Annotated in this window: 18 protein-coding genes; 11 read left to right on the top strand and 7 right to left on the bottom strand. The window is 65.2% G+C overall.

Going from position 1 to position 19,736, the window contains the following annotated elements; all coding sequences use genetic code 11:
• Window positions 1-96: 96 nt before the first annotated feature.
• A complete protein-coding gene (locus AC4AMJ_RS19620) occupies window positions 97-1,722 on the top strand; it encodes a flavin-containing monooxygenase (RefSeq protein ID WP_489914133.1) in 1,626 nt (541 codons plus the stop codon).
• 86 nt (window positions 1,723-1,808) lie between these two features.
• Here the strand turns inward: AC4AMJ_RS19620 and AC4AMJ_RS19615 are convergent, their stop codons facing one another.
• A complete protein-coding gene (locus AC4AMJ_RS19615) occupies window positions 1,809-2,213 on the bottom strand; it encodes a nuclear transport factor 2 family protein (RefSeq protein ID WP_489914131.1) in 405 nt (134 codons plus the stop codon).
• Between the two features lie 30 nt (window positions 2,214-2,243).
• Window positions 2,244-2,639 (bottom strand): nuclear transport factor 2 family protein, encoded by a 396-nt coding sequence (locus AC4AMJ_RS19610; RefSeq protein ID WP_489914129.1) that lies wholly within the window; start codon window positions 2,637-2,639, stop codon window positions 2,244-2,246.
• Window positions 2,640-2,855: 216 nt separating this feature from the next.
• On the opposite strand from AC4AMJ_RS19610, the gene AC4AMJ_RS19605 reads away from it, so the two are divergent.
• The gene (locus AC4AMJ_RS19605) at window positions 2,856-3,899 is read left to right on the top strand and encodes a cyclase family protein (RefSeq protein ID WP_489914127.1); all 1,044 of its coding nucleotides are present in this window, start codon (window positions 2,856-2,858) and stop codon (window positions 3,897-3,899) included.
• Between the two features lie 102 nt (window positions 3,900-4,001).
• Complete coding sequence (locus AC4AMJ_RS19600; protein WP_489914125.1) at window positions 4,002-4,670, top strand: TetR/AcrR family transcriptional regulator; 669 nt, start codon at window positions 4,002-4,004, stop codon at window positions 4,668-4,670.
• A gap of 100 nt (window positions 4,671-4,770) precedes the next feature.
• On the opposite strand, the gene AC4AMJ_RS19595 is transcribed toward AC4AMJ_RS19600, so the two are convergent.
• Both AC4AMJ_RS19595 and AC4AMJ_RS19590 read right to left on the bottom strand, forming a co-directional pair.
• Window positions 4,771-5,712: an SDR family NAD(P)-dependent oxidoreductase gene (locus AC4AMJ_RS19595; protein ID WP_489914123.1), complete on the bottom strand. Its 942-nt coding sequence runs from the start codon at window positions 5,710-5,712 to the stop codon at window positions 4,771-4,773.
• A gap of 203 nt (window positions 5,713-5,915) precedes the next feature.
• Window positions 5,916-6,692 carry an IclR family transcriptional regulator gene (locus AC4AMJ_RS19590; protein ID WP_489918471.1) on the bottom strand — a complete coding sequence of 259 codons (777 nt, stop codon included), beginning with the start codon at window positions 6,690-6,692 and terminating at the stop codon, window positions 5,916-5,918.
• A 106-nt stretch (window positions 6,693-6,798) separates the two neighbouring features.
• Between AC4AMJ_RS19590 and AC4AMJ_RS19585 the strand changes: the two genes are divergently transcribed.
• The 4 genes from AC4AMJ_RS19585 to AC4AMJ_RS19570 all read left to right on the top strand — a co-directional run bounded on the left by AC4AMJ_RS19585 (window position 6,799) and on the right by AC4AMJ_RS19570 (window position 11,492).
• Complete coding sequence (locus AC4AMJ_RS19585; protein WP_489914121.1) at window positions 6,799-7,662, top strand: 2-keto-4-pentenoate hydratase; 864 nt, start codon at window positions 6,799-6,801, stop codon at window positions 7,660-7,662.
• Window positions 7,652-8,620, top strand: coding sequence for an acetaldehyde dehydrogenase (acetylating) (locus tag AC4AMJ_RS19580; RefSeq protein WP_489899455.1), 969 nt, complete (start codon window positions 7,652-7,654; stop codon window positions 8,618-8,620). Before AC4AMJ_RS19585 ends, AC4AMJ_RS19580 begins: the two co-directional genes overlap by 11 nt.
• Window positions 8,620-9,654: a 4-hydroxy-2-oxovalerate aldolase gene (gene dmpG / locus AC4AMJ_RS19575; protein WP_489899456.1), complete on the top strand. Its 1,035-nt coding sequence runs from the start codon at window positions 8,620-8,622 to the stop codon at window positions 9,652-9,654. The genes AC4AMJ_RS19580 and dmpG overlap by 1 nt, the downstream gene beginning before the upstream one ends.
• A gap of 443 nt (window positions 9,655-10,097) precedes the next feature.
• Window positions 10,098-11,492, top strand: a complete 1,395-nt coding sequence (locus tag AC4AMJ_RS19570) for a FadR/GntR family transcriptional regulator (RefSeq protein ID WP_489914119.1) — start codon at window positions 10,098-10,100, stop codon at window positions 11,490-11,492.
• Between the two features lie 116 nt (window positions 11,493-11,608).
• Here the strand turns inward: AC4AMJ_RS19570 and AC4AMJ_RS19565 are convergent, their stop codons facing one another.
• Window positions 11,609-13,198 (bottom strand): FAD-dependent oxidoreductase, encoded by a 1,590-nt coding sequence (locus AC4AMJ_RS19565; protein WP_489914117.1) that lies wholly within the window; start codon window positions 13,196-13,198, stop codon window positions 11,609-11,611.
• Between the two features lie 48 nt (window positions 13,199-13,246).
• The gene (locus AC4AMJ_RS19560; RefSeq protein ID WP_489914115.1) at window positions 13,247-13,813 is read right to left on the bottom strand and encodes a VOC family protein; all 567 of its coding nucleotides are present in this window, start codon (window positions 13,811-13,813) and stop codon (window positions 13,247-13,249) included.
• A gap of 226 nt (window positions 13,814-14,039) precedes the next feature.
• Between AC4AMJ_RS19560 and AC4AMJ_RS19555 the strand changes: the two genes are divergently transcribed.
• Window positions 14,040-14,585 carry a hypothetical protein gene (locus AC4AMJ_RS19555; RefSeq protein WP_489914113.1) on the top strand — a complete coding sequence of 182 codons (546 nt, stop codon included), beginning with the start codon at window positions 14,040-14,042 and terminating at the stop codon, window positions 14,583-14,585.
• Window positions 14,586-14,601: 16 nt separating this feature from the next.
• Here the strand turns inward: AC4AMJ_RS19555 and AC4AMJ_RS19550 are convergent, their stop codons facing one another.
• Window positions 14,602-15,402: a FadR/GntR family transcriptional regulator gene (locus AC4AMJ_RS19550; RefSeq protein ID WP_489914111.1), complete on the bottom strand. Its 801-nt coding sequence runs from the start codon at window positions 15,400-15,402 to the stop codon at window positions 14,602-14,604.
• A gap of 193 nt (window positions 15,403-15,595) precedes the next feature.
• Between AC4AMJ_RS19550 and AC4AMJ_RS19545 the strand changes: the two genes are divergently transcribed.
• The 3 genes from AC4AMJ_RS19545 to AC4AMJ_RS19535 are packed head-to-tail and all read left to right on the top strand — an operon-like array spanning window position 15,596 to window position 19,704.
• Window positions 15,596-16,585: an NAD(P)H-dependent flavin oxidoreductase gene (locus AC4AMJ_RS19545; protein WP_489914109.1), complete on the top strand. Its 990-nt coding sequence runs from the start codon at window positions 15,596-15,598 to the stop codon at window positions 16,583-16,585.
• 6 nt (window positions 16,586-16,591) lie between these two features.
• Complete coding sequence (locus AC4AMJ_RS19540) at window positions 16,592-17,374, top strand: enoyl-CoA hydratase-related protein (RefSeq protein WP_489914107.1); 783 nt, start codon at window positions 16,592-16,594, stop codon at window positions 17,372-17,374.
• 17 nt (window positions 17,375-17,391) lie between these two features.
• Window positions 17,392-19,704 carry an acyl-CoA dehydrogenase family protein gene (locus tag AC4AMJ_RS19535; RefSeq protein ID WP_489914105.1) on the top strand — a complete coding sequence of 771 codons (2,313 nt, stop codon included), beginning with the start codon at window positions 17,392-17,394 and terminating at the stop codon, window positions 19,702-19,704.
• Window positions 19,705-19,736: the final 32 nt, after the last annotated feature.

The raw sequence follows: 19,736 nt of genomic DNA, 5'->3' as shown, positions 1-19,736 counted from the left end.
CACAGCACACCTTAGTCTGACATAGTTAGTTCGACTGAGTGGTCTAACAAATTTCGACGGCGGGCGTGCCGCGAGAATCCAGAGATGGGAGCACAGATGACCGAGAATTCCGGTCCCGAGTACGACGTCGTGATCATTGGTGCGGGCGTGACGGGCATCTACCAGCTGTATAGGGCCCTGGATGCCGGATTCAGTGCGCGACTGCTCGAAGCGGGTGACGGTGTGGGGGGTACGTGGTTCTGGAACCGCTACCCCGAAGCTCGGTTCGACTCCGAGAGCTATACATACGGCTACCTGTTCTCGAAGGAGTTGTGGGAGGAATGGGAGTGGTCGGAGCGTTTCGCCGGCCAGCCCGAGATCGAGCGATACTTCAACTACGTGGTCGACCGCTTCGATCTGCGCAAGCACATCGAGTTCGCGACCAAGGTGACCGCGGCGGTGTTCGACGAGAACCGCGGGACCTGGGAGATCACCGATGGTCAAGGCGGTGTGCGCACAGCTCAATTCGTGGTGGCGGCAACCGGCATCCTCTCGGTGCCGTTCATCCCGGACATCCCGGGACGCGACGACTTCACCGGCGAGCAACACCACACGGGTCTCTGGCCGCACGATCCGGTGGACTTCGCCGGCAAACGTGTCGCACTGATCGGCACCGGCTCGAGCGGTGTGCAGATCGTGCCCGCGATCGCCGACACCGTCGAGTCACTCACTGTCTTCCAGCGCACACCGGACTGGTGTACCCCACTGAACAACGCTCCGATCACCGCCGAGGAACAGGCGGAGTTGAAAGCGAACTTTGAGTCGATTCGGGAGACCCTCAACACGTCGCCGAGTGGCTTCCTGCACGAGATGGATTACCGCCAGTCCAGTGAGGACACAAAGGAGCAGCGTCTGGCGTTCTACGAACAGTTGTGGGACCGTCCGGGATTCTCGAAGCTCACGCAGAACTACATCGACATGACTTTCAATCCGGAGGTCAACAAGGAATTCTGTGTGTTCCTCGAAGGCAAGATTCGGGCGCTGATCGACGATCAGTCATTGGCGGACAAGCTCATTCCGTCTGATCACCTCTACGCGGGACGCCGACCTCCGTTCGGAACCCGGTATTACGAGGCGTACAACAAGCCCAATGTTCACCTGGTCTCGCTGCGGGAGACACCGATCACCCGACTCACCCGAGACGGCATCGAGACGGCCGACGGACAGCGCGAGTTCGACATCATCATCTGGGCGACCGGATACGACTTCGGCACGGGTGCACTCAATCGCCTCGGCGTGCAGGGGCGCAACGGCCTGCAGTTGCATGACTACTGGAAAGACGGTCCGCGCACCTATCTCGGCGTCGCCGCTGCGGGTTTCCCCAACTTCTTCTTCCCCGGAGGCCCACACGGCGCATTGGGGAACAATCCGCGCTACGCCGGCGATCAGGTCGATTTCGTGATGGACGTGCTCGAGCATGTCCGTGGCGGGGCGAGTACGGTCGTCGAGGTTGATCCCGCGGCGGAGGAGGAGTGGACCGCCACCATCGACGGTAGCGGCGATCTGTCGTCGTTCCTGGAGAGTAGCTACTTCTACGGATCCAACATTCCGGGCAAGCCGGTCAGGCAGTTGCTGAATCCGACCGGCCGGCCGAACCTGCAAACCCTTATCCGGGAAGCGATCGACGGTGGTTACGCGACGTTCATCGTGTCGGATGTGTCCGAGGCGGTGACCGACGCCTGAGTCGGTTCACATCATCTACGTGCCGGACGACCAAGGGCCTCGCCGAGTCGGCGAGGCCCTTGGCATCTTGCTTGGAAAGCGTTTGCTCACATCACATATGAGGTGGCACGGCGATGGAATCGCCATCGGCCGTCGGCCTCGTCGAGGTGCAGGTCATCGTCGTAATGGCCGGCGACCACGGCCGCCCAGCCGGCTTCCCCGCGTGCCAGGAACAGGAAATCACTCGAGGCGCGTGCCTCGCCGGCGCCGAGTGGGGTCACGACCACGTTGGAGACCAGGTGGCGCTGTGGAGAGGTCGGCGCCAGACCCGCATAGCCGGCGCGGATCTCCTCGCGGCCCTCGTAGCGACCGACAGCACTGATGTCGGATACTCCGTCGATACAGAAGAGTGCGGCGACGTCGTCGGCCCGCCCATCGTCGAGCGCGTGTGCATATTCCGCGATCGTGTTGTGGACCCCGTAAATGGTGTCCGCGCTGGAAGAATTGCTCATGTCAGGTCCTTTGGTGTGGGGGCTGCGATGTCACATCTGGTAAGTGGTCGAACGGCGCACGATCTGCCACGCGTCTTCGACGAGTACGAAGGTGTCGTCGTAGCGACCGACGATGAGGGGCGCCCAACCCGTGTCTGTGCGCTGGAAGAACACGACATCGCTGATCGCTCGAACCGTGTCCCCGTCGACGCTGATGGCTGTGTTGCCGACCAGATGTTTCTGCGGGGTGGTGGGTGCCCAGCCCGCGAAGGCCTCGCGGATCGCCGCCCGGCCGGTGATGGGTTCCCCGCCCGGTACCTCCAGGACCGCTTCTGCGGCATACAGTGCGGCTACCCCATCGGTCTGGCCGGCGTCCTGCGCCTGGGTATGTGCTCCGATGACCGACCGCACGGCGGCGGCAACCTCGGCGTGAGTCTGTGTGATCACGACGCCCCTTTCGAGAGAAGTGGGAGAAATAGTTGTTCCGACCGATCAGTCTACGAGATCGTCAGATCAGGCGAAAGGAGAATAGTAAGATTCAGCAAGGTATTTCGCGAAAGTCTGGTCAGAAGTGCGCGACCGGAATAATTGACCGGTCGGTACATTATAACGTAGGGTGTGTGACACCAGTCACCGGAGACTGTGGAGACGAGGAGGATAACTGTGACCAAACGGTGGAAGCAGCGCCCGGAGAACTCGACCTGGGGCGACTGGGGCGAAGACGACGAGCTCGGCCGAATCAATCTACTCACGCCCGAGAAGGTGCTGCAGGGCATCCGCGAAGTCCAGACCGGCCAGACCTTCAGTCTGAGTCTCCCGCTGGACTACCCGGGCGGTACCTCGCTGAACCAACGGCGGTACCCGCCGATTCTCAAGCCCACCGAGGATCTGCAGTACAACCAGGACACCTTCTTCAACGTGGTCGCCCGCGACGCGATCGACTCGTCGCTGATCGACGTGTGGGGCGACGATCAGGTCACCCTGTGGCTCCAGTACTCGACGCAGTGGGATGCGCTTGCGCACCAGGGCGCGCTGTTCGACGCCGACGGTGACGGCGAGGCGGAGCCGGTCTACTACAACGGGTTTCGTCCAGGAGAGCACATCATCGGTCCACAGGAGGACGCCAAGGGCGACGGAAGTGGAAGTGTCAGTTTCAACAAGCACCTCGGCCTGGAGCACATGGCCGAGCATGGTGTCCAGGGTCGGGGTGTGCTGATCGATGTGCGTCGCCACCTGGGTGATGATTGGCAGCCGGTCAACCTGGCGACGCTGAAGGACATCATGGCCGCCGACAACGTGGTGGTCGAGCCGGGTGACATGCTGCTGATCCACACCGGCTTTGCCACCCAGATCCTGGAATGGGAGCGCAATCCCGATCCCGAGAAGATCCAGGCGATGCACGCCTACCTCGACGCGAGCGACGACGACCTACTGCAGTGGATCATCGATTCGCAGATCTCGGCACTGGTCGCCGACAACTATGCGGTCGAGGGCTGGGCGCCGCAGAGCGCCGAGCCGCATACGCTTCTTCCGATCCACAATCTCTGCTTGTTCCGACTCGGCGTTCCACTCGGTGAACTGTGGTACCTCAACGACCTGGCGAAGTGGCTGCACGAGAACGGGCGCAGCCGATTCCGCCTCACCGCTCCGCCGTTGAATCTTCCGGGTGTCATGGGATGCCCCCTCACGCCGATCGCCACAGTGTGATCGGCTGATCACCAAAGACCGCAGGGCGGGTGCAGATGGACACGATCCACGTGCACCCGCCCTGTTTCCATCGGAGAGCGCATTGTGATGAAAGGAAACCGCATGCCGTCGGCGCCTCGGCGAGATCGACACAAGACCGATCGTTACCACGAGAAGCGTCAGCACATCGTCGAGGTCGCGGTGGAGTTGTTCTCCCGCAACGGGTACGCGGCCACCGGGGTCGCCGACATCGGCGAGGCGGCCGGGCTGGCCCGGGGTGCGTTGTACTACTACATCGGATCAAAGGAAGAACTGCTCGGAGCGATCCACGACAAGGTCCTGGACCCGTTGCTGGTGGAGGGATCGGCCGTGGTCGCGCTGGATCTCAGCTTTCCCGCACGTCTCCAGCTCATCTCGGAGTCGTTGCTGCGGCAGATCATTCACCGCCCCGATCACGTACGTGTCTTCCTGCATGACCATCGGCATCTGGAAGGCGAACGCCGAGAGCACTTTCGTGAGAAGCGGGCGCGATTCGAGGGGCAGATCCGCAGGATCCTGCAAGACGGAGCGATCCTGGGGCAGATCGATGTGGACGACCTCGAGCTGGCCACCCTGGCCTTCCTCAACCTGCACAACTACACATATCAGTGGGTTGGGCGGCGGGAACTGATCGTGGCAGATCTCGCCGAATTCTATTGTCGCCTTTTTCTGCACGGCGTTTCCGCCGGCGAGGAGCCGGCCGTCGGCATCGACGAGGAAGTCGACTTCGGACGGTCGGTGCTCGCCGTGTAACGGGAACGTGGGCTGGACCACTGAGTCGATCGCCCGTCCATCCGTTGCCGGGGGCGGAGTCCGGAACCGGGACTGCGCCCCACGGGCAGACGGAGCATGATCAGGACTGCGTGGCCGCGGCGTTCGGCGCAAACAGATGGGTGAGGAAGTCTCCCGACCATGACATCAGGTCGGCCGGCACGTAATACCCGTTCTCGTCGTTGATCTCGTCCCAATGCGCCAGCACGTCGTCGGCCGTTGCGGTCTCCGTGGCGAGATATCCCTGGGTGTGTCCGATGAAAACGCGCGCGAAGCGACCCGCACCGGCCGCGTAGATCTCGCCGCTGACCGGGCAACTCTCGTGGCTCAGCACGGCGACCATCGGAGCCACCGCCGATGGCGGCATGAACGATTCCTCGTGTGCCTGCTCGGGTTGTTCACCGAGCGGGTCGCCACCGGCCATGCGAGTCTGCGCGGCCGGTGCGATCAGATTGATCTTGATGTTGTGCGGTTCGCCGGCCAGGCGCGCGCTGCGCGCCATACCGATGGTGCCAGCCTTGGCTGCCGCGTACGGGAGGTTGTTCTCGAGGCCGAAGATGCCGCTCGAGGTGGTGTGCACCACGCGGCCATAACCCTTTGCGACGAAGTGCGGCCAGGCGGCCCGCATGGTGTTGAATGAGCCGAGCAGGTGGACGTCGAGATGACTTGCCACATGATCGACGTCGAGTTCGGGGAGCGTGCCGTAGCGTACGATTCCGGCATTGTTGACCAGGATGTCGATCGTGCCGAACTCGGAGACCGCACGATCGATGAGAGCCTCTGCGCCGGCGGTGGTGGAGATGTCGTTGATGTCGGACACCGCGACGCCGCCGGCGTTGACGATCTCGTCCACCACCAGGGACGCGGGGCCGGCATCCGAACCGTCTCCCTCCATCGAGGACCCGAGATCGTTGACCACTACGCTGGCTCCGAGCTCGGCCAGCAGGCGTGCATACGCTCTGCCGAGGCCTCGTCCGGCACCGGTGACGACGGCGACCCGGCCGTCGAACCTCAGATCAGTCATCGTGTTTCCTCTCGCTCTGGATCGTGCACGACACGTCGTGCTACCGCGGACTGCGGGATCGCTGTGATGGCAATCCGAGCATAGCTCATTTAATGTACCGAACGGTCTAATTTTATGATTTGCCGTGAAGCGGATGTCCAGAAGGCTTGGCCTCTGACGCGGCCGCGTTCGTGACCGGTACGAGCCCGGCAACCGCGCGGATCTCACACATCGGTCGTCTGCGCGTGCTCCCGCCGGGCCAGGATCGACGCCGCGCCATTCGCCGCTGCTCGCACCGATGTGGCGTGCGCGCTCGGCCGAAAGCGCGTCGCCGGACCGGTCGCGGAGATCGCGGCCAATGGGGTGCCGTCGACACCCAAAATCGGGGCGGCGATACAGACCACGCCCAGTGTCGACTCTTCGTTCTCGTACGCCACCCCCTGCTCGATCACCTGCTCGAGCTGAGTGCGGAGCAGGCCGGCGGCCACGATGGTGTGTCGGGTGCGGCGCTCCAACGGCTGTGACAGGACGCGATCGATCGTCTCACGCCCAGAATGGGCCAGCAGTGACTTTCCGATAGCTGTGCAGTGCAACGGCATTCGGCCACCAAGACGCGACGGAACCGATGCCTGGCGGTGTCCGCCGAGTTTGCTGATGTAGACCACCTCATCGCCGTCAAGAACGCCGAGGTGCACCGTTTCCTGGGTCCGCGCAAGGAGATCCTGCATGAACGGCACCGCGACCTCGAGGACGGAGCGTTCCGCGGCGGCGCGCATACCCAACTCGAACAGCCCGCGGCCCAGACGAAACCCCTCCGGCGAGGTGGTCAGGAGGCGGGCGAGGACGAGGTCGCCGGCGATGCGATGCACGGTGGGCTTGGGAATACCGGTCCGCCGCGACAACTCGGAAAGCCCCAGCGCCCGCCCGTCGCTGCCGAACGCGTCCAGAATCCGCATCACACGGCCGAGCATCGACCGCTCATCGAGCACCCCGTCGGCCATGATCACCCCCTGAAGGAAATTTGGCGGTCCACTCACCGGAACACTTTACTGTTCGGCGATGGGCCTGTCCCGCACACTGTGAATCGCTCAGCAAGGAGGAGGCCCAGTGTCCGCAACCACCGCCCACGGTGACGGCAATGCCGTAGCCAGCACGACCACCGACGACGAGGTGGTCGCCGAAGCAGCCGCGCGACTTGCCGGTGCGATGCGCACCGGTCGGCCGTGTGCTGCAGTGCGCGACCTGATCGGTCCGGACAACGTGGCCGCCGCCTATCGGGTCCAGGAACAGTTCAATGCGTTGCTCGATGACGGTCGGCGGACGGTGATCGGCCGCAAGATCGGCGCGACGTCTGCCGCGGTCCAACAACAGCTCGGCGTCGATCAGCCTGACTTCGGAGTCCTGTTCTCCGACATGGCATTCACCGACGGTGCAACCATCCCGATGGGGCGGCTGCTCCAGCCCAAGGCGGAGGCCGAGGTCGCGTTTCGCCTCGTGGACGACCTGGCCACCGGCAGCCTGGATGTGGCACAGTGCCGCGCCGCCGTTGGCGAGGCTGTTGCTGCCATCGAGATCGTGGACAGCCGGATCCGCGAGTGGGACATCTCGTTCGCCGACACGGTCGCCGACAATGCCTCGAGCGGCGTCTTCGTGCTCGGAAGCCGGTGGCGGTCGCTGTCGGAGTTCGAACCGGTCGATGTGACGATGTCGATGAGCATGGACGGGGCCGTGGTGTCCTCCGGCAGCGGCGCTGACTGCCTGGGAGATCCGCTCAACGCCCTGTCGTGGCTCGCGCGTCGAGCACGCGAATTCGGCAACCCGCTCGAGGCGGGACAGATCATTCTCTCCGGCGCCCTCGGACCCATGCGTCCACTACATCCCGGTGCTCAGATCACCGTCACCATAGGCGGACTCGGCGAGGTGTCCGCGTCCTTCACCCCTGACCTGGAGGTCACCGACCATGAGTCATGACACTGCACGAACCAGAGTTGCCATCATCGGCTCCGGTAACATCGGCACCGACCTGATGATCAAGGTCTTGCGTACGTCGCAGCACCTGGAGATGGCCGCGATGGTCGGAATCGATCCCGATTCCGACGGTCTGGCCCGCGCCGCCCGACTCGGCGTGCCCACCACACACGAAGGCGTCGACGGTCTGATCAATCTGCCCGGCTTCGACGACATCGACATCGTCTTCGACGCAACCTCGGCAAAAGCTCACCAACACAACAGTTCACTGTTGGCGCCGCTGGGCAAACGGATGGTCGATCTCACCCCTGCGGCCATCGGCCCGTTCGTGGTGCCCGCAGTCAACATCGACGATCATCTCGACGCCCCCAACGTCAACATGGTCACCTGCGGCGGTCAGGCCACCATCCCGATCGTGGCAGCGGTGTCGCGGGTGACCCCGGTCGCCTACGCGGAGATCGTCGCGTCGATCTCCTCGAAGTCGGCAGGCCCGGGAACCCGCGCCAACATCGACGAGTTCACCGAGACCACCTCGCATGCCATCGAATCCGTCGGCGGCGCGCAACGCGGCAAGGCAGTCATCATCCTCAACCCTGCCGAACCGCCGCTGATCATGCGGGACACCGTGTTCTGCTTGGTCACCGCAACCGATCGCGACACCCAGGATCAGATTCGCGCGTCGGTCACCAAGATGGTCGGCGATGTCGCCGCCTATGTTCCCGGTTACCGGCTCAAGCAGGAGGTCCAGATCGACGCGATACCGGCGGATCAGCCGGTCCACACCCTCGTCGGTCCGGGCTCGGCGACACCCACACACACCGTGTCGGTGTTCCTCGAGGTCGAGGGCGCGGCCCACTACCTGCCCGCGTACGCCGGAAACCTCGACATCATGACCTCGGCCGCGCTCCAGATGGCCGAGCGGATCGCTGCGCATTCGCACGAGCAGAAGGAAGCCGTCTGATGACCACAACGCTGACTCCGACATCGATCTTCATCCAGGACGTCACGCTGCGAGACGGGATGCACGCCGTCCGCCACCGCATCACCCCGCGGGATGTCGGGAAGATCGTCGCCGCCCTCGATGCCGCCGGTGTGGACGCGATCGAGGTCGCCCACGGTGACGGTCTCGCCGGTGGTTCACTCAACTACGGGCCGGGCTCCAACAGTGATTGGGAATGGATCGAGGCCGCCGCGGCGAACCTCACCCACGCGCGCCTGACCACCCTGTTGCTGCCCGGCGTCGGTACTGTCGAGGACCTCAAGCGTGCCTACGATCTCGGTGTGCGGTCGGTACGGGTCGCGACCCACTGCACCGAGGCCGACGTCGCCGCCCAACACATCGGCACCGCGCGCGAGATCGGGATGGACGTCTCCGGTTTCTTGATGATGAGTCATATGTCTGCACCGGCCGATCTCGCCGGTCAGGCCAAGCTCATGCAGGATTACGGCGCCCACTGCGTGTACGTGACCGATTCCGGTGGCCGCCTGACAATGGCCGGGGTCCGCGATCGGGTGCTGGCCTACCGTGACGTCCTCGATGAGCGCACCGAGATCGGTATCCACGCTCACGAGAACCTGTCGCTGTCGGTCGCGAACTCGGTCGTCGCGGTCGAGAACGGTGTGACCCGGGTCGACGCCTCCCTGGCGGGGCACGGCGCCGGAGCCGGTAACTGCCCCATCGAGGCCTTCATCGCCGTCGCCGACCTGCTGGAGTGGAAGCACGGGTGCGACGTGTTCGCCCTGCAGGACGCCGCCGATGATCTGGTCCGACCGCTGCAGGACCGCCCGGTACGCGTGGACCGCGAAACCCTGACTCTCGGTTACGCCGGCGTCTATTCGAGCTTCCTGCGCCACGCCGAGGCCGCCAGCGAACGGTACGGGATCGACGTACGCACCCTGCTGATGGAGGCCGGCCGCCGCCGGCTGGTCGGCGGGCAAGAAGACATGATCATCGATATCGCCCTCACGATGAACAAGGAACGCCAGGACGGTTGAGCTTCTCTGCGCGACCCTGCCGACAGCCGACAGTCGGCAGGGTCGCGCGTCGTTGTTCGATGACGTCGACGCACCATTTGTAATGTGATTCTGGCCAACGGAATCGGATGGGGAAATCGGCCTGCCCCACCGATAGCGTCGGTATTCATGGAATCGAAGTTGCTCGCGCCGCAGGATGCCCGCGCCGTGTGCTCGACCTCTGCGGCGAGCACAGCCACCGCGATGCCGCGCCGGCAGACCCGGCTGACGTCCTCGAGCACGGGGAGCGTGCGCACAATCCTTTCGCGGTGCGACCGGACACAACGGCTACGATCGCTGGAAAGCGTGGCGGACTGGCACCGGACTGCTCCGGTTGCGGCTCGGTGCGTTGCGGAAGATGATCACCTAGGTGATGTGCACGCGATTCGTGTTGGGCTGTCGTGCACGGGTTAAGGAGTTCGGGTATGCGGCCGCAGGCGGACCGAAAGTCCTCTGGCGGAGGATCGCAGCGACTCGCCGTCGGTGTCGCTCGACGACTCGAACAAGAGATCAAGGACCGGGGCTGGCCGATCGGTGAGGTCCTCGGCTCGGAGACGGCTCTGCGTGAACGGCTCGGGATATCTCGGTCCATCCTGCGTGAAGCAGTGCGCCTGCTGGAGAACTCGCAAGCAGCCCAGATGCGCCAGGGCCCCGGCGGCGGATTGGTCGTGTCGGTACCGGACCCACGGTCCTCGATTCGCGGACTGGTCATCTCGCTGGAGTATCTCGGTGCCACCGTGGATCAACTGGTCTACGCGAGGTCGCTGTTCGAGCGGATGGCGATCGATCGGATCATCGACACGTTGACCGAACGCGGTGTGCAGGAGCTCAGGAGGAGTGCTGCTGGTGACGGCGGGCCGCCGATCGACTTCCACGTGACGGTGGGCGAACTGTCCGGCAATCCACTGCTCGAACTGTTCATCGATGTGTTGTCACGGCTGACCGCCGCATACACGCAGCGCGCCTACGCCGTCACCGACGACCGGAGTGGCGAGCTCGAACATGCGGCTCGGCTGCATTCCGAGCTCGCGGATGCGATCATCGCCGGCGACAAATACCTCGCCCACCAGAAGATGCTCACGCATCTGGAGGACACGACGACGTGGCTGAGGATGTATGTCGCCCCGCTGCCGGGGGAGCGAACCGCAACCCGGCCGATGGATCCCGACCCCGGCGAACGGCCGCGCGAGAAGAAGCTCGCAGAACATGTGGCGGGCTGGATCCACGACGACATCGTCGAAGAGGGACGCCAGATCGGAGAGGTGGTCGGGTCCGAGGCCTATTTCGTCGAGAGGTACGGCGTCAGTCGCTCCGTCTTCCGCGAGGCGATCCGGATACTCGAGTATTACCGCGTCGCGCAGATGCGTCGCGGACCGGGCGGCGGGCTCGTCGTCCTCGCCCCTGACCCGTTGGCGACGGTCGAGACGATCGCGCTCTATCTCGACTATCGAGGCGTCTCGATCGAGGATCTCCGCGCCGTACGCGACGAGCTCGAGCTGGGTGTGTTGACGTACGTCATGCGGTCGGGGCCCGTTGCTGCCGACGCCCTCGGCGCAGACGATCGTCGCAGCAGTCTGCGCCTGCGAGACCGCATCGCCGACCTCAGCGGCGATCCCGTGCTGGGGCTGTTCCGGTCCGTTCTCGCACTGGTGTGGAAGGAATGTGGGGGCCCTGACTCCTCGGACGTATGCGGTCTCGGTGACGGGTCGTCCGCCGAGCGAGACGAACTGGATGCACTGGTCGACGCCGTGGTGTGCGGGGACGCTGAGCTGGCGTCGTTCCGTCTGCGCGCGCACCTGCACGCGCACCGGGAATTGTGAACCGCTGACGTCGCGCGCCGGCAACCGTCCCGGGCTGTGGCCGAGCCCATGAAACGAGGACTCCCCAGTCGAATCATTCGGCTGGGGAGTCCTCGCGAGCGGGCGGTGGTCCTACGTCAGGCGTCCGAGCCCGCCATGTCGAGCGCAGCCAGGTACGAGAACACCATCGACGAGCCGACGGGTCCTCCCGCGCCCGGGTAGATCCGGCCCGTCATCGGGGCCATGGTGTTGCCGGAGGCGTAGAGACCGGCGATGACCGACCCGTCTTCGTGCAGGACACGAGAGTGGTCATCGGTCTTCAAGCCGCCTTTCGTGCCGAGATCCGAGAGCGCGATCTTCGCCGCGTAGAACGGAGCACGGTCGATCAGGCCGATGCACGGATTGGGCCCGTCCTCGTGGGAGCCGCACATGTGCGTGATGATGCGATCCCACGGCGCGTCACCACGACCGAACGCCTCGTCCGTGCCGATGTGGACATATTGGTTGAACTGCTTGACGGTGGCGACCAATGTCTCGGCGGGCACGTCGATCAATTCGGCGAGCTCCTCGAGCGTGTCCGCTTTCTGCAGGAGGCCGGCCTCGAGGAACTCGTCGACGTGGAACCATCCGGGCGACTGCGGTGCGACCGGAGGCGACGCGAACGCGCGCTCGTTGTCGAACTGTCGTTGATCGAACACCCAGTGAACCGGGATGTGTGACACATCGGACGACTGGTGGTGCCGGAGGATCTCGTGACCGGACCTGTCGTACGGAAGTCGCTCGTTCATGAATCGTTCGCCGGCGGCATTCACCCAGATACCGCTCCACACAGACGGATAGAACACCGGACGGTCGTTCGGGATCATCAGCCCGGGAGCGAACCATGCCTCCTCGAGCAGCTCGGTCGCCGCACCGATGTCCATGCCGGCGACGAGTGCGTCACCGGTGTTACCGGGGGCGCCCTGCGACCAGTCGGCGCGAGCCTCGGGCTGGTACTTCTTTCGGAGCTCCGGGTTGCGTTCGAAGCCGCCCGCGGCGAGAAGTACACCGCGCCGCGCCGACAACGTGACCGGTTCTCCGTCAGAGGTCGCCTCCACGCCGACGACCCGACCGTCGTCGACGATGAGCCGGTCCAGCCCGCTGTTCGTCCGGACCGTTCCGTTCCCGGTCGCCATGAACGCGAGCAGCAGACGGCCGATCAGGGCCTGCCCTCCGGTCATCTCATCGCCCGGGTCCTCGCCGGAGCGCTCGGCCCACTGCGGCCGGCGCACGAGCGGTTCCAGATCACCGAGAGCCTTGCGCTCGAGCGGCTGCGGGAAGATCGTGCGACCGGCCGGAAGCGCGTTGGTGGCCTTCTCGAAATAGTCGGGGACGCCTTGCCAGAAGAACTGGCCGAGGTGCGGATGGCGCTCGAGTTCGTCGATCATCGGTGCGCCCGCCGCGAGGAATGCCTCACGAAGGGCTGCCGGCGCGTCGTCGCCGACGATCTCGTCGAGGTAGGGGCGGGCCTCGTCGGGGCCCGAGTCGACACCGGCACGACGTTCGGCAGCGTTGCCCGGAAGCCACAGACCCGAGCCCGAGTAGGCGGTGGTGCCTCCGACGAAATCGGTCTTCTCGATGACGATGGTCTTCAGGCCACGGGACGCGGCGGCGAGGGCGCCGACCAGCCCGGCACCGGAACCGACGACGATGACGTCGTAGACGTCGTCGGACTCATTGTTCTGCAATGTTTCTACCTTTCTGGTTAAGCGGAAACTCCAGGACTGCTTCGGATATCAGGCGACGGCGTTCGACGCGTGCTCCAACTTGGTGAACACCGACGCGCCGTTCTCATCGAGCTCCATGACTTCGACGAAATGGCCGAGTTCGGCAGTGAGGTCGAGGTACCCGAAACGAACGCCGCCGGTGACGCCGTACTGAGCCCAGGAGCGGCCGCTCTTCTCGACGATCGCCGTCGCCTCGTCGAAGTCGTCCACCCGGAAGCCCGCGTGATGGAAGGTGGCGGGTGTTCCGGGACGAATTCCGTTGCGATACAGGTCTACTCGACCGCTCACCGGCCGAATGATCTCGAGGTTGGTCGGACCTGCATTGACCAGCGCGACGTCGATGACCCATTCGTCGGCGAGTGTGCCGTCGACGACGATGTGGGGACCGTCGACACCCGGTGGCTGCGCGGGCGGTGTGGTCGCGTCGCCGAGTGGGTGACCCAGCGACGACCGGTAACTCTTGACGCATTGAACTGTCCCGAGCTTCGATTCGAGAAACTCCGCGGCCGCATCGAGGTCGTCTGCAACGTAGCCCAGCTGCAAGGTGTTTCGGAGTAGATCGCTCAGTGATTTCATCGGGAATCCTCGTTCCAAGACTGTCGTCGACGGTGATGCTTTCTCGGCGACAGCGAGGCACACGCCGATTCCACACTACGATTCACTGTCGTCGTGGCGGGTCCGTAGCGTCCACCGCGCATACCGTCTGGTGGGATGGGCATGGTTTGCCGGATGCACCGACGGCCGATCCGTCCACCGGGATGACGGTGTTGACGTTGTCGCGCGATCACTCGACGATGGTCGGATGATGGCGGGCACCGACGATTCTCAACGCACCGCGCAGAGCCGTACCGGCGGGTTTCCTGCCGGGATCGAGTTGACGGAGATCGCGGCGCGAGCATCGGTGTCGGCGTTCTCCCGAACAGACGCCGAGCGCATCGAGCATGTCCTGATCTCGGTTCGCCGCACGCTTGCGCAGATGGAGAAGCTCGGCCCGGTCGATGTCGAATTGCTCGAGGTCAATCCGACCGCGGGGCTGGTGATCGAGCGGATCCTGGCAAGCCTGCTCGACCTGGTCGTCGATGTGAACACCGCTGTCGTGCAGGGGTTCGGCGCGCGGCCGCCGGCGACCTTCGCCGAGTCGTGCGCGGCGGCGATCGCGGTGGGCCTGATCGATCACGATCTCGCCGAAGAACTTCGGCCCGTCGACGGGCCGCACCACGTCGTCCTGCAGTTGTGTCTCGACTCCGACCCGGAACAGGTGGAGGCGGTCGTGGTTCGGGCCGTGTCCGCGTTTCAAGAGTTCGAGCGGCGGGCGGTCGAGTGGCACGCGCAGGTCTGCCGCGGGTGACCCCGGCGGTGCGGATTCAGTCGAGGATGTCGCGGACCTCGATGGACTCGTGGCCGGCGAGCGACATCTCGCGAGCAGTCGTCATGTGCTTGTTCCAGTGTGCGAAGGCGGCTTCGCCATCGCCCTCACGGATCAGCTTGATCAGCCGTCGCAGAGACCGGACGAACAGGCGATAGCGTTCCTGTCCGGCGTCGGCGTTGGCGAACGAACGGTCGCGGGAAACGTTGGTCGTGTGACGTTCGAAGATCTCGTGCAGCATACCCGCGATCAGTGCGAGAGCCGCGTTGCCGGACAGCTGCACCATCCGGAGGTGGAAGCGGGCGGCCGCGGGTCCGAAGTCTCCAGCGGCGAACGCGACCGGGATCTCCTCGTCGATCATCGTCTCGAGTTCGGCGAAGGCCTCCTCGGAGCCGGACTCGGCCAGGATGCGTGCCGCAGCGGGTTCGATCGCCTCACGTGCGACAAAGACGTCCTCGATCGTGGCTCCGGAGAGTTCCAGGAGCAGCGAGGCGGGACGGGCCACGATCTCCGGTCCCGGGACGCACACGCGGGCACCCGTGCGGGACCCTCGACGGACCTCGACCAGCCGCTCCGCCTCGAGCACCCGAACCGCTTCGCGCAGAGTGGGACGGCTCACCGAGAAGTGCTCCATCAACTCCGCTTCGTGGGGGAGATGATCTCCGTCCTTCAGCTCGCCGTCGACGATCATGCGGCGGAGCTTGCCCGCGACCAGCTCGGCGGTCTTCGGTGTGCGGATCGCGCGTCCCGACAGCGGCCTCTGATCGAAGACCGGGGCGACTGCGGATTGTTCGGCCATGCGTTTCACCACCGCTTTCAAGGATGACTATGAGTACTCGGTAAATAAGCCAAGGGTACCTGTTACGAGCGTCTCGACATGCTAGCTCGAATCTTTGGCTAACATAGATAACTATGTTAGCGTAGTGCAACTGCGGCGTAGCGACTGTACATCGCCGCCTGTCCCGCGTGTCGGCCTGTACCCAGGAGCAGCAATGTTGAAAACCCGGTTCACCGAGGAATTCGGTGTGGAACATCCGATCGTGCAGGGCGGCATGATGCACGTGGGCCGCGCCGAACTTGCCGCAGCGGTCTCGGAGGCCGGCGGCCTCGGCATCATCACCGCGTTGACCCAGCCGTCCCCGGAGGCCTTGGGGCGCGAGATCGCCAGATGTCGGACGATGACCGACAAGCCATTCGGCGTCAATCTGACGCTGACGCTGTCGATCAATCCGCCGCCGTACGACGAGTTGCGGCAGGTGATCATCGACTCGGGTGTACCGATCGTGGAGACCGCGGGATCCGACCCGACGGTGCACGTAGAGCACCTCAAGGCCAACGGCATCAAGGTGATTCACAAGTGCACCAGCGTGCGCCACGCACTGAAGGCCCAGGCACTCGGGGTGGATGCGGTGAGCATCGATGGATTCGAGTGCGCCGGACATCCCGGCGAGGATGACATACCCGGACTCGTCCTGATACCTGCTGCGGCCGATGCATTGTCGATTCCGTTCATCGCCTCCGGCGGTCTCGCCGATGGTCGCGGGCTCGCTGCCGCCCTGGCGCTGGGGGCGGACGGCATCAACATGGGAACCAGGTTCATGTGCACGCAGGAGAGTCCGATCCACCAGAACATCAAGGAGCGGATCGTGGAGGCCTCTGAGCTCGACACCCAGTTGATCTTCCGTCAGCTACGGAACACGATGCGGGTGTCGCGCAACTCGATCAGCGAGGAAGTGGTCGAGATCCTGAACAAGGGCGGACGGTTCAAGGACGTCAAGGAACTCGTCGCGGGAACGCGTGGACGCAAGGTGTACGAAGAGGGCGATGCGGAGTTCGGTACGTGGACGGTCGGCATGGTCCAAGGGCTGATCAACGACATACCGCCGGCGGGTGAGGTGGTACGCCGGACTGTGCTCGAGGCGGAATCCCGACTGCTCGGTCTGGCTCGCGAGACCTTCGTCGACCGGGCTGAGGCGGTCTGACGCCCGATGAGTGATGTTGCAGTGCACGATGATCCGTCGACCGACGAAGCGCCGCTACTCGTCGAGCGGCTCGATGCCGTCACCGTCCTGACCCTCAACCGGCCCGATCGGCGCAATGCCATCAACCGCGCGATGCGCAAGGCGCTCAAGAAGGAACTGTGGCGGGCCGACGGTGACGACGACGTTCGCGTCGTCGTCATCACCGGTGCGGGGACGAGCTTCTCCTCGGGTGTCGATCTCCCCGAGGCGTTGTCCGGGCCGTCACCGCGGACGGAGGGGCCGACGCCGGCACAGGTGCTCCGCGCGATCTCCAAGCCGGTCATCGCCGCGGTGAACGGCCCCTGCTACACCGGCGGCTATGAGCTCGCGGTGAACTGCTCGTTCATCATCGCTTCCGATCGCGCAGAGTTCGCGGACACACACGCCCAGATCGGCTTGCTCAACGGGTGGGGTGGCAGCGCGATGCTGCCACGCATGGTGGGCCTGCCTGCCGCGATCCAATTCGTGCTGAGCGGTGAGCCGATCGACGGTACGACCGCCGCTGCGATCGGTCTCGCGAACGAGGTCGTCGAACACGACGCGCTGATGCGTCGGACGCTCGAGATCGCTCACAAGATCGCCCAGGGACACCCGGGAGCCGTCCAGCGAATGTTGCGGCTGCTCAAAGAAGGGGCAGGATCGTCGTTGTCGCACGCGTTGAGCCTCGAAGCCGAGGCGGCGGTCTCGTTCCGCAGCGACAGTCGCGATGTCGGTGCCCGGTTCGGCAGCCGGAATATGCAGAAGAACTGATGAGGAGAGGTGGCGACGTGAAGCGGCAGGAATCCGCGGTCGCGGTGGACGACGGTATCGGCGACTGGCGGACTCGGCTGACCGCGCTGCTCGACGATTACCGCAGCAGACCGAGACCCACCACGTCGCGCGACAGACTGGATCAGTCGATCGCTTGGCAGTCCGAGCTGGTCGATGCGGGGCTGGCAGCGCCCGGGTGGCCGGCCGCGGTCGGAGGTATGGAGCTGTCCCTCGAGGATCAGCTCGACTACTACCGGATGACCTCGGGTGCGGGCGCGCCGAAGCATCCCTGCGCGATGTCGTTCATCGTCGCGCCCACGATCATCGTGCACGGCACACAGGAGCAGCGAGATCGTTTCCTGGAACCCTTGCTGCGTGCTGACGAGTTCTGGTGTCAGGGCTTCTCCGAACCCGGTGCGGGCAGTGATCTCGCCTCGTTGGCGACGCGGGCGGTCCGTGACGGCGACTCGTATCGGGTGACTGGGCAGAAGGTCTGGACCACAAAGGCGGACCGGGCCGACTGGATGTTCGCCCTCGTCCGGACCGGGCCGGCGGGCCGGGGCACCTCGGGGATCACGTACCTGTTGATCCCGATGGATGCTCCCGGCATCGAGGTCCGTCCGCTCCGCGACGCTGCGGGCGGACATCATTTCGCGGAGATCTTCTTCGACGACGTCGTGGTACCGGTGGCTAACCGGCTCGGCGAGGAGGGGGAGGGATGGTCGATCATGCGGACGTCCCTCGGCCATGAGCGGGCAACCGCATTCCTCGCCGACGAGTTCCGGTACCGCTCGACCGTGGACAAGGTCGTGCGTCTCGCGGTCGATCGCGGCTACGCCGACGACCCACTGGTGCGGCAAGAGCTCGCACGGGCGGAGACATCGGTCCGCAGCATCACCGCCAACAGTGCACGGGCGCTCGACGCTGTCCTGCGCGGTGGCGATCCAGGCGGTGTCGCATCGGTGAACCGGCTGGTCAAATCCGAGTTCGAGCAACATCTGCACCGGCTGGCGTTGCGGCTGACCGGCAACGGCGCGGTGTTGGGTGCGCGCTCGGTCGGGGTCGTGGAGAACGGCCGGTGGACCTACGGCTACCTGATGTCGCGTGCCGCGACGATCGGCGCGGGAACCTCGGAGATCCAACGGAACACGATCGCGGAGGGAGTTCTGGGGCTGCCGTCGCATCGCGGCGAGGGTACGCGTCCACGCACCGTGATCCCGGGTCGTCCGCTCACGGCACCCGGCGAAGACGAGTCCGCGATTCGAGAGGCACTGCGCGGAGCGATCGCAGCGCGCGTCGACACGAACGAAGTCCTTGGGCGGGAAGCCGATCCCGGCGACTACGATCGAGCGTTGTGGCGCGACCTGGTGGCGTTCGGGCTGCCCGGCCTGTCCGCTCCCGAGCGACTCGGCGGAGGTGCAGCGCCCGATCGGCTGCTGTGTGCGGCCGTCGAGGAAGCGGCCTACCACCTCGCGCCCGTCCCACTGGTGCCGACCGCGATCGCATTGCAGGTGCTGCTGGCGTGCGATGCCGACGCGTGCGATGCCGACGGGGCCGCCGCCCCGGTGATCGCCGGTGCGCCCGCCGCCTTCGTCGTTCCGATCGACGACCGCGGCTGGGCCTGCGACGCCGGGTTGCCCGTGCTGAGGGGAGATCGACTCGAGGGAGCGGTCGACCGGGTGGCCGGTGCTCCCGCAGCCGAGGTGTTGGTGGTCGCAGCGCAGGACGCTGACACCGGCGAACTCCGTCTGGTCACGGTCGATCGGTCCGTCGCGTCGGTGACGGTGCAGCAGTCGATCGACCTCACCGCCACGGTCGGCACCGTCTCGTTCGTCGACGTGCCGGCCGCGGTGGTCGCATCGGGAACGGCCGCGGTGGACGCGCTCGCCGCAGCCCGTCGACATGCCCAGCTGCTGATCGCGGCGGATTCCGTGGGTGTCGCGAACCGGGCGTTGGCGCTCGCCGTCGAGTGGGCGGGTCAGCGGCAGCAGTTCGGTCAGGCGATCGGCTCGTTCCAGGCGATCTCTCACAAGTGCGCAGACCTACTGGTGGGCGCGGAGGGCGCACGCGGCCAGGTGCTGGCCGCGGCGGACCTACCGGCGTCGGATCCCGATGCTGCTGTCGCAGCAGACCTCGCGTGTGCGGAGGCGTTGACCGTGGCCGTGCGGTCGGGCGAGGAATGCATCCAGATCCACGGAGGCATCGGATTCACGTGGGAGCATCCCGCCCACCTGTTGCTGCGCAGAGCGACGGCGAACGAGGCGTGGCTGGTGCGGCCCGAGGTGATGCGCGACAGCGCCGTCGCGGAGCTGGTGGCTCGTCTCCGGTGAGCCGGGCCGTATCGCCCTCGGCCATGTCTGGT

The sequence above is a fragment of the Gordonia sp. LMA484 genome (assembly GCF_058129505.1).
This window is presented reverse-complemented; position numbering and strand designations above follow the sequence as displayed.

Bases quoted from the DNA above. Each gene is read 5' to 3' on its own strand.
- AC4AMJ_RS19590 (WP_489918471.1), bottom strand. From the start codon at position 6,692: ATGGCCGACGGGGTGCTCGATGAGCGGTCGATGCTCGGCCGTGTGATG.
- dmpG (WP_489899456.1), top strand. From the start codon at position 8,620: ATGACCACAACGCTGACTCCGACATCGATCTTCATCCAGGACGTCACG.
- AC4AMJ_RS19595 (WP_489914123.1), bottom strand. From the start codon at position 5,712: ATGACTGATCTGAGGTTCGACGGCCGGGTCGCCGTCGTCACCGGTGCC.
- AC4AMJ_RS19540 (WP_489914107.1), top strand. From the start codon at position 16,592: ATGAGTGATGTTGCAGTGCACGATGATCCGTCGACCGACGAAGCGCCG.
- AC4AMJ_RS19550 (WP_489914111.1), bottom strand. From the start codon at position 15,402: ATGGCCGAACAATCCGCAGTCGCCCCGGTCTTCGATCAGAGGCCGCTG.
- AC4AMJ_RS19560 (WP_489914115.1), bottom strand. From the start codon at position 13,813: ATGAAATCACTGAGCGATCTACTCCGAAACACCTTGCAGCTGGGCTAC.
- AC4AMJ_RS19545 (WP_489914109.1), top strand. From the start codon at position 15,596: ATGTTGAAAACCCGGTTCACCGAGGAATTCGGTGTGGAACATCCGATC.
- AC4AMJ_RS19615 (WP_489914131.1), bottom strand. From the start codon at position 2,213: ATGAGCAATTCTTCCAGCGCGGACACCATTTACGGGGTCCACAACACG.
- AC4AMJ_RS19555 (WP_489914113.1), top strand. From the start codon at position 14,040: ATGATGGCGGGCACCGACGATTCTCAACGCACCGCGCAGAGCCGTACC.
- AC4AMJ_RS19580 (WP_489899455.1), top strand. From the start codon at position 7,652: ATGAGTCATGACACTGCACGAACCAGAGTTGCCATCATCGGCTCCGGT.
- AC4AMJ_RS19570 (WP_489914119.1), top strand. From the start codon at position 10,098: ATGCGGCCGCAGGCGGACCGAAAGTCCTCTGGCGGAGGATCGCAGCGA.
- AC4AMJ_RS19620 (WP_489914133.1), top strand. From the start codon at position 97: ATGACCGAGAATTCCGGTCCCGAGTACGACGTCGTGATCATTGGTGCG.
- AC4AMJ_RS19600 (WP_489914125.1), top strand. From the start codon at position 4,002: ATGCCGTCGGCGCCTCGGCGAGATCGACACAAGACCGATCGTTACCAC.